Annotated in this window: 16 protein-coding genes; 7 read left to right on the plus strand and 9 right to left on the minus strand. The window is 46.7% G+C overall.

The features are described from left to right. Position 1: 1 nt before the first annotated feature. Together MHB72_RS12085 and rarD are read right to left on the minus strand one after the other, a co-directional pair. Positions 2-277, minus strand: coding sequence for a hypothetical protein (locus MHB72_RS12085; protein WP_023857365.1), 276 nt, complete (start codon positions 275-277; stop codon positions 2-4). A 74-nt stretch (positions 278-351) separates the two neighbouring features. Continuing rightward, positions 352-1,284, minus strand: coding sequence for an EamA family transporter RarD (gene rarD, locus MHB72_RS12090; RefSeq protein WP_020451828.1), 933 nt, complete (start codon positions 1,282-1,284; stop codon positions 352-354). A gap of 81 nt (positions 1,285-1,365) precedes the next feature. On the opposite strand from rarD, the gene MHB72_RS12095 reads away from it, so the two are divergent. Together MHB72_RS12095 and MHB72_RS12100 are read left to right on the plus strand one after the other, a co-directional pair. Further along, positions 1,366-1,818, plus strand: a complete 453-nt coding sequence (locus MHB72_RS12095) for a spore gernimation protein GerT (RefSeq protein ID WP_101561003.1) — start codon at positions 1,366-1,368, stop codon at positions 1,816-1,818. Positions 1,819-2,046: 228 nt separating this feature from the next. Further along, complete coding sequence (locus MHB72_RS12100; RefSeq protein ID WP_020451830.1) at positions 2,047-2,745, plus strand: expansin EXLX1 family cellulose-binding protein; 699 nt, start codon at positions 2,047-2,049, stop codon at positions 2,743-2,745. Between the two features lie 112 nt (positions 2,746-2,857). On the opposite strand, the gene MHB72_RS12105 is transcribed toward MHB72_RS12100, so the two are convergent. The 3 genes from MHB72_RS12105 to MHB72_RS12115 all read right to left on the minus strand — a co-directional run bounded on the left by MHB72_RS12105 (position 2,858) and on the right by MHB72_RS12115 (position 4,274). Further along, positions 2,858-3,136, minus strand: a complete 279-nt coding sequence (locus MHB72_RS12105) for a hypothetical protein (RefSeq protein WP_023857367.1) — start codon at positions 3,134-3,136, stop codon at positions 2,858-2,860. A 65-nt stretch (positions 3,137-3,201) separates the two neighbouring features. Continuing rightward, the gene (locus MHB72_RS12110; protein WP_216920227.1) at positions 3,202-3,948 is read right to left on the minus strand and encodes an SDR family oxidoreductase; all 747 of its coding nucleotides are present in this window, start codon (positions 3,946-3,948) and stop codon (positions 3,202-3,204) included. A gap of 5 nt (positions 3,949-3,953) precedes the next feature. After that, a complete protein-coding gene (locus MHB72_RS12115) occupies positions 3,954-4,274 on the minus strand; it encodes a winged helix-turn-helix transcriptional regulator (RefSeq protein ID WP_023857369.1) in 321 nt (106 codons plus the stop codon). A 134-nt stretch (positions 4,275-4,408) separates the two neighbouring features. On the opposite strand from MHB72_RS12115, the gene MHB72_RS12120 reads away from it, so the two are divergent. Further along, on the plus strand, positions 4,409-5,029 hold the full coding sequence (locus tag MHB72_RS12120) for a nitroreductase family protein (protein ID WP_020451833.1): 621 nt from the start codon (positions 4,409-4,411) through the stop codon (positions 5,027-5,029). Between the two features lie 44 nt (positions 5,030-5,073). Here the strand turns inward: MHB72_RS12120 and MHB72_RS12125 are convergent, their stop codons facing one another. Continuing rightward, positions 5,074-5,679 (minus strand): alpha/beta hydrolase, encoded by a 606-nt coding sequence (locus tag MHB72_RS12125; protein ID WP_020451834.1) that lies wholly within the window; start codon positions 5,677-5,679, stop codon positions 5,074-5,076. A 320-nt stretch (positions 5,680-5,999) separates the two neighbouring features. On the opposite strand from MHB72_RS12125, the gene MHB72_RS12130 reads away from it, so the two are divergent. Together MHB72_RS12130 and MHB72_RS12135 are read left to right on the plus strand one after the other, a co-directional pair. Continuing rightward, positions 6,000-6,203: a DUF3311 domain-containing protein gene (locus MHB72_RS12130; RefSeq protein ID WP_020451835.1), complete on the plus strand. Its 204-nt coding sequence runs from the start codon at positions 6,000-6,002 to the stop codon at positions 6,201-6,203. Then, positions 6,203-7,684, plus strand: coding sequence for a sodium:solute symporter family protein (locus MHB72_RS12135; RefSeq protein ID WP_023857371.1), 1,482 nt, complete (start codon positions 6,203-6,205; stop codon positions 7,682-7,684). The genes MHB72_RS12130 and MHB72_RS12135 overlap by 1 nt, the downstream gene beginning before the upstream one ends. A 44-nt stretch (positions 7,685-7,728) precedes the next feature. Here the strand turns inward: MHB72_RS12135 and MHB72_RS12140 are convergent, their stop codons facing one another. Continuing rightward, positions 7,729-9,126: a S41 family peptidase gene (locus tag MHB72_RS12140; protein ID WP_020451837.1), complete on the minus strand. Its 1,398-nt coding sequence runs from the start codon at positions 9,124-9,126 to the stop codon at positions 7,729-7,731. A gap of 159 nt (positions 9,127-9,285) precedes the next feature. On the opposite strand from MHB72_RS12140, the gene MHB72_RS12145 reads away from it, so the two are divergent. Together MHB72_RS12145 and MHB72_RS12150 are read left to right on the plus strand one after the other, a co-directional pair. Next, positions 9,286-9,996: a class I SAM-dependent methyltransferase gene (locus MHB72_RS12145; protein ID WP_340902830.1), complete on the plus strand. Its 711-nt coding sequence runs from the start codon at positions 9,286-9,288 to the stop codon at positions 9,994-9,996. Positions 9,997-10,090: 94 nt separating this feature from the next. Further along, positions 10,091-10,345 (plus strand): hypothetical protein, encoded by a 255-nt coding sequence (locus tag MHB72_RS12150; protein ID WP_020451839.1) that lies wholly within the window; start codon positions 10,091-10,093, stop codon positions 10,343-10,345. Positions 10,346-10,379: 34 nt separating this feature from the next. Here the strand turns inward: MHB72_RS12150 and MHB72_RS12155 are convergent, their stop codons facing one another. Together MHB72_RS12155 and deoD are read right to left on the minus strand one after the other, a co-directional pair. Then, positions 10,380-11,201 (minus strand): M15 family metallopeptidase, encoded by an 822-nt coding sequence (locus tag MHB72_RS12155; RefSeq protein ID WP_025811280.1) that lies wholly within the window; start codon positions 11,199-11,201, stop codon positions 10,380-10,382. A 33-nt stretch (positions 11,202-11,234) separates the two neighbouring features. After that, positions 11,235-11,933, minus strand: coding sequence for a purine-nucleoside phosphorylase (gene deoD, locus MHB72_RS12160; protein ID WP_003182742.1), 699 nt, complete (start codon positions 11,931-11,933; stop codon positions 11,235-11,237). Between the last annotated feature and the right edge of the window lie 141 nt (positions 11,934-12,074).

Genomic DNA, 12,074 nt, shown 5'->3' on the forward strand with positions numbered 1-12,074 from the left:
GTTACTCCCTGCTTTCTTCGTTTGTTAATAACTCCAATCGTTCCGTATGCCATTCAATCAGCTTGAGCTTCATATCTGGTTCCAATTGTGAATTCACAATGCGCCGGATTGATTGATAGTATTTTTCGTGCTTCGTCTTTCTGAGCCTTGGATGGGTGCGGAGGTCGTTCAACTCATCATCAATCGCCCGATGAAGCGCCTGCCTGCCTTCTCCGTCCATCGTCCGGTTTTTCCAAAGGGTTTTATACGCCCGGAAAAGCTCTAGTTCGTCTGCCATGACGGAATAACCTCCGAATTGCTTCAATAATGTTTAATTATACATAATCAGTGCTTATTGAAAAGAAAAAGGGCTTACGGATGAAAGGAATTTTTTCTTTTTAAAAATACCTTCTCCGGTTTCTTCCATTGAAATTGCGAAAGTGTAAACAAAATCAGCGCCGCCCATATGCAGGTAAACGTAAAGACCTTACTGCTGCTGAACGGTTCATGGTAGACGAACACGCCTAAGCATAATGTAATGGTCGGAGCGATATATTGCAAAATGCCGACTTGATAAAGCGGAAGTTTTTTCGCACCTTCCGCAAATAAAAGCAGCGGAATCGCAGTTAACACTCCTGCCAAAAACAGCAGTACCATCATGCCGATGCTCCCTGAAGCGGCTTGAGCCTTTTCCGGATGGCTGAAGAACAACAGATAGATCACTGCAACCGGAGCGATCATCATCGTTTCCAGGGTAAGTCCTATGGCGCTTGAGAGCGATGTCCGCTTTTTCGCCAGTCCGTAGAGCCCGAAACTGAATGCAAGTATCAGGGCGATGTACGGCACGGAACCGTACTGGAAGGCGGAAATAAGCACGCCGAAGGCAGCGAGAAGAACTGCCGCTCCCTGCATCCGCGTCAGCTTTTCCTTTAAAAAGACAATTCCGAGCACGATCGATACGAGCGGATTGATGTAATAGCCCAGGCTCGCTTCAAGAATATAACCGTTGCTGACAGCCCATATGTAGACATACCAATTGATCGAAATCAGAACGGACGACAAAATGAGCGGTACAAATTCCTTACGGTTTCCCGAAAGCGCGCGAAATGCTTTGACTCCGTTTTTCCACTGCCGCAAAACGAGAAGCACGCCGCACATGAAAACAAATGACCAGATAATCCGGTGCGCCAGTATATCGAGCGCAGCCGTCTGATCGAGCACTTTCCAATATAAAGGAAGGAGCCCCCACAGCAGATAAGAAAGCGCTGTGTAAATGATTCCTTTCGTTTGAGATGAATGATTCATGTCTGTTTCTTTCCTTTCTTCTCATCACTTTCCGCACTTTTTTGCATATACTGTACCGTCTATGTGAAAGGAAGTGTGATCGTGTTTGATTGGCAACGCTTTTTTCCATTTCAGCAGTTTTCCAAGGACGGATTAAAAAACGCTGACCCGAAAGATGTGGAGCAGTATATCCACCACATGATGAAAAGCGTTTTCGGCCCGGGGTATGCAGTTCAATTTCCTTTTCGTGACCCTCTCTCAAAAGAAACACAGGCGGCAGATGAATCTGATCCGATTGATATTTTTGAAACGACAAGCCATGTATTTGTTAAAATACCGCTCACCCAAGAACAGCTTAACCTTCTGAAAATTAAACATACTTCACAAACCCTGATCATAGAAAACTACCCTGAAAAAGGGCGGCAGGAAAAAGTCGTTCTCCCCTCTCTAGTGCGCAGAAAGGGTACGAAAGCAATATTTAAAGACGGCATTTTAGAAGTGATGTTCTTAAAAAATGAGGACTTTAACCTGTCTGAAATCGACATCACGTTTTGAAAACGGCCAGCTTGGCAAAGCAGGCTGTTTTTTTTCTTCCTGTACCATTTTAACACTAGTCCTCAAGGGTGATCACCTCATTTGCCTGACATGCGGCTGAACTTTTACATTTCAACGGTGGTAGTCATTATTCCTTAAAAAATCTCTGTAACTATTTGCTCTTTCGGCTGTTGTCAGTTAGTCCTTATAATGATAATGGTTCTCAATTTATAAAACAGGAGGATGGATATGAAAAAGAAAATCAGCTTATTGATCACAGCAATGTTTTTGACGATCCTTTGTTTTTCACCTCAAGCTTCTGCAGCATACAACTCACTGCATAAGGGCTACGCCACTTACACGGGGTCGGGTTACTCCGGCGGTGCATTGCTTTTGGATCCTATTCCGTCCAATATGAAGATCACCGCTTTAAATCCGACAGATATGAATTACCGCGGAGTGAAAGCAGCTCTTGCCGGCGCCTATCTGCGGGTTGAAGGGCCGAAAGGAAAAACGACCGTCTATGTGACCGATCTGTATCCTGAAGGCGCGCCGGGAGCTCTTGACCTTTCACCGAACGCTTTTCGCCAGATCGGCGATATGAAAGACGGCAAAATCAACATTAAATGGCGTGTAGTCAAAGCGCCGATTACCGGCAATTTCACTTACCGGATCAAAGAAGGCAGCAGCCAGTGGTGGGCGGCAATCCAAGTCAGAAATCACAAATATCCCGTCATGAAAATGGAATATTACAAAGGCGGAAAGTGGATCAACATGGAGAAAACGGACTACAACCATTTCGTCAGCACCAATCTTGGGACAAGTCCGCTTAAAGTCAGAATTACAGATATCCGAGGAAAAGTCGTAAAAGACACGATCAAAAAACTGCCGGAAAACGGGACGTCAAGCGCATATACCGTACCTGGAAAAGTACAGTTCCCTGACTGATCGATCCGGAAAGAATGAGACGGCGGCCAAAGGCGAAAAGATTCGCAAGCTTTGGCCGCCGCTTCATATTGGACATCCGGCATTTAGATGCCAGCAACAATTGGCTTATTGATCAATAGCCCGGTCCCGCCCCTCTGAATGGAGCTGCGCCCGGAACACCTCCGTACGGAACGGCCCCAGGAGCTGACCCGTAGCCGTAATAAGGCGTGCCGCCGTAAGGTCCCGGGTATGGCGGCGGGTAAGCGTAAGGTCTTGGGTAGTTAAAAATCGCACTTCCGAGAAATCCGCCCAGCAATCCGCCGACAAGCGGCGCTCCAAAACCCCAGAATAACGGGAATCTGGCCGGGTATCCGGCAGGACCTGATCTCGAATAAAGCATATGAGGGTTCATTGGCTTTTATCCTCCTTTATGTCTGCCTATAGTAAAGGTATTCATAAAGTCGGGAAACGTTTGGGCTATTCTTCATAAATCATTTTTTTTGTCATTCCGCTGTCCACCGTCAAGTTTGTACCGGTGACAAAGCGATTGTCCGGATCGGTCAAGTAAAAGCATGCTTTGACGATATCCTGAGGGCGGCCGACCCTGTTTGACAAATGCTGTTCGTGGTCAATAGGCCGCAGGGCAGTATCATCACCGGTTTCGATCCATCCCGGGGAAATGCTGTTGACGACGATTGAATCTTTGCTTAAAGACGCGGCCAATGCGTGAGTCAAAGCGATTAAGCCCCCTTTTGACGCGGCATAGGCTTCCGAGTCAGGCTCGGACATAAACGCCCTTGTCGAAGCGATATTGACGATGGCTCCGCCTGTTTTCGCTTCTTTCATTTTTTTGGCGGCTTCTTTTGCGCAAAGAAACGCGCCTTTCAAATTGGTATTCAGAACATCGTCCCATTCTTCCGCCGTCAAATCATAAGGGGACTTCCAAACTGATCTGCCCGCGTTATTAATGAGCGCAGATATCGAACGGCCGTTTCGGGAAGCTTCCTGCATCAGCTGTTTCACATCTTCTTCAGATCCCACATCACAAGCTGCAAACTGAACCCGCGCTCCGGAAGCGGTCAGCTCTTTTTCAAGCTGTTCACCCTCTTCCTTCAGTACATCGGCGAATACGACGATAAAACCTTTTTGAGCATAGGCGGTCACAAGGTCTCTTCCGATGCCTTTGGCCCCGCCTGTAATGACGACTGTTTCTTTACTAGTCAATCCGGTCAGCTCCCTTCCGGATCGCAATGATGCTCGGCCCAGGTTTGTATCTCTCTGAGGACAGGCTCTAGCGCCGTTCCCTTGTCTGTCAATTGATAGATGACTTTTACCGGCGTTTCCGGCAGCACTTGGCGCTCGATTATTTTGCAGTGTTCGAGCTCTTTTAAACGTTCAGCCAGCATTTTTTGGCTAATCATCGGTATCATTTCGGTCAAGTCTTTAAACCGTTTAGGTCCATCCAACAATACATGGATGATCAATCCATTCCATCGTTTGCCGAGTAAAGAAAAGGCGGCTTCCATTCTAGGACACATTGTAAACCCCAATTCTCTCACCCCTCCATATCCAGTTGACAAATATAATGTGTGCCATTAAAATACTCAATAAAGTTACAAAAAGTAAGTTTCTAACTTTTTGTCTGACTCTATCATAACATGTTTAGCCCAAAGGAGGAAGTCACATGTCTTCACAAGAAAACACCGCTCTCAACATTCTGGAAGAGCGTACTTCGATTAAAGAATATGACACAAGCGTTTCCATTTCCAAAGAGGAGCTGACAAAGCTGCTGAGCGTCACAACAAAGGCTCCGTCAGCCTGGAATCTGCAGCACTGGCATTTTACAGTCTTCCACAGCCAAGAATCAAAAGATAAACTCCTTCCGATCGCGTTCAACCAAAAACAAGTCAGCCAGGCATCTGCGGTTGTAGCCGTGCTTGGAGACTTACAAGCGAACCTGAACGGTGAAGCCGTATACGGCCCTCTGACAGAAGCAGGTTATATGACCGAAGACATTAAAAACACGCTGCTCGGACAAATCAACGGCGCTTATCAAAACAGCGGATTTGCAAGAGACGCCGCCTTTACTAACGCATCGCTCGCGGCCATGCAGCTGATGATTGCGGCTAAAGCTATGGGCTATGACACATGCGCGATGGGCGGCTTTGACAAGCAAGCGTTCGTTAAAGAATTCAACATCAATGAACGTTATGTACCGGTCATGCTGATTTCGATCGGAAAACCGGTCAAACCTGCGCACAAAAGCAATCGTTTTGATGTGTCTGACGTATCTACATGGCTGTAAACACGCTAAAAACCTTAGTCCCCAAAAAGGACTAAGGTTTATTTTTATGCTTTTATATGCTTTTCATACCAGATTTTCGCCTGGTCGATCTCGCTGTGTGTCAGCTGATGACCGCCGCTTTCCCAGTGAAGGAGCACTTGGGCGCCGGCGTTTGTGAAATAGCCGGCAAGCTCGCTTGATTCCTGCGGCGGGCAGAGGGGGTCTGTTTTGCCGGCTCCAATGAACACGGGCAGGCCTGTCATATCAGGGAGCTTGCGATTTCTAAACGGAACCATCGGATGATGCAAAATCGCCCCTTTCAGTACACGTTCATGACGGAACAGCAGACTTCCAGCGATATTGGCGCCGTTTGAATAACCGATTGCGACCACCCGGCTCCTGTCAAAGTGAAATTCATTTGCTGCCTCATCTAAAAACGCTTTTAATTCATCCGTCCGGTCGATCAAATCTTTCTCGTCAAACACCCCTTCTCTCAAGCGCCTGAAAAACCGGGGCATTCCGTTTTCCAGCACATTTCCCCTGACTCCGAGTAAATTTGCATCGGAATCAATCATCCTGCCGATCGGCAGAAGATCGTGTTCGTTTCCCCCTGTTCCATGCAATAACAACAGGGTGGTATCAGAATTCCCTTTCTCATATATATGATTCATTTCCTTTCACTCCTTTTCCCATTTTGTTTCAGCGATGTCATTGCGCCGGTGCTTTCCAGCGGTTCATCAATCAAAAAGCCCCCGTTCGCCCGTCTCTTTCCCATTCTTTTACTCAGCAGTCTCCTGCATGGTGATCCTCTTCATTCTGTTTTATCTCGAATTCAAGATATTAATTATTGTAAAGTTATACTTTCGAATATGCAAGCCAGAACGCCTGTTTAAATAATTTAAAAAATCACTTTTTTCTAATAATTATCTTGTGATTAAATCTGACAACTGCTATGATTATGAACATTAAAATCGCTAAAGGAGGAAAAAAGGTGAATCAACAGCTTTTTAAATGGGTTTTGTTCATCATCCCTTTTATCGGGCAGCTTGCCTTGCTACCATTTGTAAACCGGATTGATCCGATCGTTTTCGGACTTCCATTTTTTCATTTTTGGCTGGTGCTGTGGATTGTGCTGACACCGATGATCACATTTGCGATTTACAGATTTGAGAAAAGAAACGGAGGTTATGAGTGATGCAGGGAAATTTAACAGCGCTCCTCATCACCGCCGGCATTATTTTGACCGTGGTCTGTATCGGGTTTATCGCCGGTAGCAATAAGCAGTCGCGGAAATCGGTTGAAGAGTGGTCTGTCGGCGGAAGGCGGTTCGGAGGGCTGCTCGTCTGGTTTCTTGTGGGTGCCGACTTGTATACGGCCTACACGTTTTTAGGATTGACAAGCACCGCTTTTACAAGCGGAAGCGTCGCTTTTTTCGCGATTCCTTATTCGGTTTTGGCCTATTTCATCGCCTATTTTTTTCTGCCGAAGATTTGGAAGGTTGCGAAAGTGCACCAGCTCACAACGCTGGCCGATTATGCAAGGGAGCGCTTCAGCAGCAAGCTCCTGTCTTCGCTTGTTGCGATTGTCGGCGTCTTAATGCTGATCCCGTATATCTGCCTGCAGCTCAGCGGAATTCAGGATACGCTTCAAGTCGCGGGTACAGGGTTTATTAACGTCAATGTCGTCGTAATCATTTCGTTCGTCCTTGTCGCGCTTTATACGTTTTTCAGCGGCATCAAAGGTCCTACATACACTGCCATTATTAAAGACATTTTAGTTTGGGTGATGATGCTGTTTATGGTCGTTTCGTTGCCGCTCATCCATTTTAACGGCTGGACGCCGATGATTGACAAGCTGGCAAATGAAGCGCCGCATATGCTGACAATCCCTTCTGACGGACCTCGCGGAATCGCCTGGTTCATCACGGCATCGATCGTTTCCGCGTTTGCTCTGTTCATGTGGGCCCATGCGGCGACAGGCGTTTTCACGGCGAACAGCGCGGATGCACTCAGAAAGAACAGTATGTTTCTGCCGTTGTACAATATTGTATTGATTTTAGTCATTTTCTTAGGCTTTATCGCATTTCTCGTACTTCCTGATGACATTAACCCGAGATTTGCATTGCTGTATTTAATTCAAAGTTCCTACGGCGGCGTCACGCAAGGATTCGCCTATTCAACGATTGCCCTGGCAAGTCTGATCCCGTGTTCGATTATGGCGATAGGGGCATCCAACCTATTCGCTAACAATTTATACCGCGATTTGATCAACCCCCGCGTTTCGGGACAAAAGCTGACGATCATCACCCGCTCGATGGTATTCGTCGTCATCGGTCTGGCCCTTTTATTCGGAATGCTGTTCCCGGCAGCGCTTGTAACGCTTCAGCTGCTCGGTGTATCAGGCATGGTGCAGATATTCCCTGCCATCGTCATCAGCCTGTTCTGGAAAAACCAGACGAAGGAAGCGACGATCATCGGTCTTCTCATCGGCCTGGCCGTTACATTTACCGTTTATTTAACAGGTGCCACTTTCGGCATTTACGAAGGATTCTGGGGGCTTACCGCCAACCTTTTGACCGTTGTCTTGTTGAATCCGTTTTTTGTGAAAAATGTAAAACACAATTCTGTGATCAGCTTTTTGTTCCATGCTAAGAAGGATGTGCAAAAAAGCGCTTGATCACTAAAAAACCCTTGCGCTTCGTGTGAGCGCAAGGGTTTCTTTTATTTTTCTTTTTTTAAGATCTCAATCGCTTTATCCAGCTGCGTATCATTGTCAGCAAGCTTAGCCTGCAGCTTACTTGTCATGCTGATCGTCGTCTCGCCCGTTAGGATGCCTGTCGTTTTCAGCTTTTGGTCTTTTTGAAAAGCCTTAACGGCAGCCTCTGTCTGTGCGTCGAATGCCCCCGTCGCATTCAGCTTATAGCCGAGCGCTTGGAGCATTTGCTGGGCAGCTTTCACTTCGTCTCCGGTGCTGCCTGCCTTATACTCTTTTTTGGAATCCAGGTACGGCAGTTTAGCATAGCTTGGGAGCTCCGCTTTATATTGAGGTTTGATTCCTTTTTCGTGAATCCAGTCACCATTTGGCGTCAGCCACTTGGCAATCGTCAGCTTGACGGTCGATCCGTCAGAGAAGCTCTCCGCATTTTGAACCGTTCCTTTTCCAAACGTATTTTCACCCACAATCGGGATGCCTGAAGACTGGTGAAGTGCTGCGGCCATGATCTCAGCGGCGCTTGCCGTTCCTCCGTTGACGAGAACGACGGTCGGCTTGTTCACTTTTCGCTCCTTCTCAGCTTTGTACACTTCTTTTTTCCCGTTTTTGGATTCAACCTGCATAATGGTTTTGCCTTTATCGACAAACATGTTGCTCATCATAATCGCTTGGTCCATCAGGCCGCCGGGATTTCCTCTGAGGTCAAGCACGAATCGTTCCGCACCTTTTTCAGACAAGTCATCAATGGCTTTCGTCAGTTCCTTAGCGGTATTTTCAGAGAAAGACGTAATTTGGATTTCACCGATGTTGCCGCCGATCATTTTAGAGTACACCGTTTCGATTGGAATCGTATCGCGCTTAATCGTAACATCGATTTGGCCGACGCCTCCCCTGTTGAGAACAAGCTTGACATTCGTGCCTTTTTTGCCGCGGATCATTGCTGTCGCTTCGTTGACGGTCTTGCCTTTTACGCTTTTGCCGTCCACTTTCTGAATTTCATCATGCGGCTTTAAGCCGGCTTTTTCTGCGGGAGATCCTTTAATAGGCGCGACGATTAGAATTTGTCCATTTTTTTCTTCTACTTGGGCGCCGATTCCTTCAAAAGAAGAGGTAATGCTTTCTTCAAAGCTTTTAGCTTCTTTCTTATCCATGTATGTTGAATATGGATCGTCCAAAGCTCCAAGCATCCCTTTAATTGCCCCGTCAGTCAGCTTTTCATCGTCTGCATTTTGATAATAGTCGCTCTTGATTTTGTCGTACGCCGCCATCAGCTTTTCGAATTTCTCGGAGTCTGAAGCGGAATATACTGAACCGCCGCTGCCTTTGCCCACCAGATAAAGCGTCAGTGCGGAGGCGGCGACAGCCGTAATCAATACAGCCAAAAAGAGTTTTAACTGCTGTTTCAAACGAACACCACCTTTTCTTCTTACCATATTATCATGGACGAATCTTTATTCGTCAACTCGAATTACTCAGGATCCGATTTTCCGGTCTGCTGGGATTCGATCGTTTTTCAACCATTATTCCTTTTTTGCATATGCATACAAAAAAGGAGGGATCTCAATTTGAGCGATTATTTAGACATGCTTGCCAGCTTCGGCGTCTCATCCGCTCATCCTGGCGGGATGTCCCTGTCAAAGGCAGTGCTCGCCAAAGCCGGCATCGACCCTGAGCAGCCGATTCTTGATGCAGGCTGCGGAACTGGCCAGACCGCCGCTTATTTGGGGCAGATGCTGTTTCCTGTCACTGCCCTTGATGCCGACCCGGTCATGATCGATAAAGCCCGACAGCGTTTCAAAAAAGAACAGCTATCCATTCCGATTGTCCACTCTCCACTCGAGGAAATGCCGTTTCAGTCTGAAAGCTTTGCCTGTGTATTATCTGAATCTGTACTGAGCTTCACAGATATCCGGTCCGCTTTACAGGAAATCCGGCGGATTTTAAAACCCGGAGGGATGTTAATCGCGATCGAAGTGTGCCTTAAGGAAGGCAACGCTCTGACAGACGAAGCAAAAAAGGAAATCACGGACTTTTACGGATTCACCGCTTTATATACTGAGGATGAGTGGGTCAATGTCCTTCGAGAAGAAGAATTTCCAAAGATTGACATCATCCCTGTCGTATTGGAAGATGCAGCAGCCCCTGATGACGCCGTTGAAATGGATCTGTCGCCTGCGATTTCCGACAAAGACTATGAAACGATGGAAAAACACCTGCATTACCTGGAAAAATACCGGGATTCTCTTGATCATATTATTTTTATATCACATCTATAAACCATCATTTGTCCTCCTTCTTTCGTCCAACCTTTTCTATTGAAACTATCATAAGCTGACTAGGAATAGATTAGATGATGGAAGGAGCATTCAAGTGGACCGATATTATAGGTTTTGCCACCAAAATGTTGGCAGAGTTGCGAGAATCACCGACAAAGGAGGCCGCGTCCATGTCGGAAGAATCGTCCGTGTATCACCAAGCAAAGTGTATATCGCCCCGATGATCAGACGGGGAGGCCGCGGGTTCGCCTACGGATATTACGGCGGCGGATGGGGTTGGGGCCCTGTATACGGACTTGGCCTCGGTTTAATTGCAGGTGTGGCCCTTGCAGGTTTGTTTTTTTGGTAACATGAAAAGGCCGATATCTATCGGCCTTTCCCTTTTATATCTTTTTCACCTGTTTAAAATACTCTTCAAGCGTCAAGCCGCGCTCTTGGATGACTTTAGCCGCTTTTTTGCCTACATAGCGCAGGTGCCATGGTTCATACTTATATTTCGTAATGTCTTCTTTGTTTTTCGGATAACGGATGATATAGCCGTATTTGTAGGCGTTCTTCTCGACCCATTGTCCGTCTTTCGTATTGCCGAAGTCCTCTGATAAGGCGAAGCCGTTGCTTTTGCTGGAAATATCCATCGCAAGTCCTGTCTGATGCTCGCTTTGACCCGGATATGCCACAGCTTCTTTCGCCTTTTCTTCTCCCTTTTGGCTCACTTCGTTGTTATAGATCGCTTTTTGTCTGTCATAGGATCTGTAGCCGGACACCGCAGCCAGTTCATAGCCTTCTTTTTTCGCGGCACTGAACATCTCTTCAAGCGCTTTGGCGGCTTCTTTTCTGATATACCGCTTGTCGATATCCTCGGTAAAAGAAAACGCGACATCAGGCACTGTCAAGTCGCTCGGTGCATAGTTGCCGGGAAGCGCGTACTCTTTATTGACAAGCGCCAGTATGTTTTCCGGATTTTGAATCGTCGGCAGCCCGTCTACATCTTTAATTTGATTAAAATACTTGCTCTCAAGTATGAACTCCTGATCTTCCAGGCTGCTGTCGTCCTTTTGGTCTTTCGCATCTTTGCTTGCATTTGCAGTGTTCTGTGTTTTAGCCGTGTCATTTTGCTTCTGTTCAGTCATGGTACATCCTGTGCCAAGCAGAACCGCTGCACTCAGCAATGAAGCAATCGTCACGTATTTGTACTTTCCGTTCATTCGAATCCATCCTTTTTCAGTGCATGTATCTGGTTACAATGCGGTATCCAGAGCCAGCAGAATCATATCATTAAAGGTCGTCTGTCTTTCTTCTGCTGTTGTTTCCTCGCCGGTAATAACGTGATCGCTGACCGTTAAAATGGAGAGGGCTTTTCGGCCGAATTTCGCAGCTAATGTATAAAGCGCCGTCGTTTCCATCTCGACCGCAAGCACTCCATGTTTGGCAAGCTTCTCAATTTGGCTGTCGTCATTATAGAATTGATCCGCCGTAAACACGTTCCCTGCCGTAACCGGGATGTTCCGCTCACTTGCAGCGTCATAAGCAGCTTTTAACAGGCCGAAGTCTGCGCAGGGCGCAAAGTCGATCGATCCGAATGCCACTCTGTTGATTTGCGAATCGGTTGATGAAGTCATTGCCAGAATGACATCTCTTACATTGACGTCTTTTCTGATCGCACCGCACGATCCGACGCGGATCAGGTTTTTCACATCATAGCTTCTGATCAGTTCATTGACATAAATTGAAATAGACGGCACACCCATGCCTGTCCCCTGTACGGAAACGCGCTTTCCTTTATAAGTGCCCGTAAAGCCGTACATTCCCCGTACTTCGTTATAACATTCAACGTTTTCCAAATATGTATCAGCGATATATTTTGCACGCAGCGGGTCTCCCGGCAGCAGCACCGTTTCTGCAATTTGTCCTTTTTCTGCGCCAATATGTACGCTCATGAATATTCCTCCTGCCTTTTTAAAGCTGATTGGTGATGATGATTGCAGCATCCACTCGCATATGTATTATAAACCAACATCGCGGAAAAAGAAAATAAAGCCCTGCAACGCTTCGGCATCATTCTTTTGTTGTCATGTTTA

Origin of the sequence: Bacillus sp. FSL K6-1284 (assembly GCF_038002625.1) — a bacterium.
Classification (GTDB): Bacteria; Bacillota; Bacilli; order Bacillales; family Bacillaceae; genus Bacillus; species Bacillus paralicheniformis.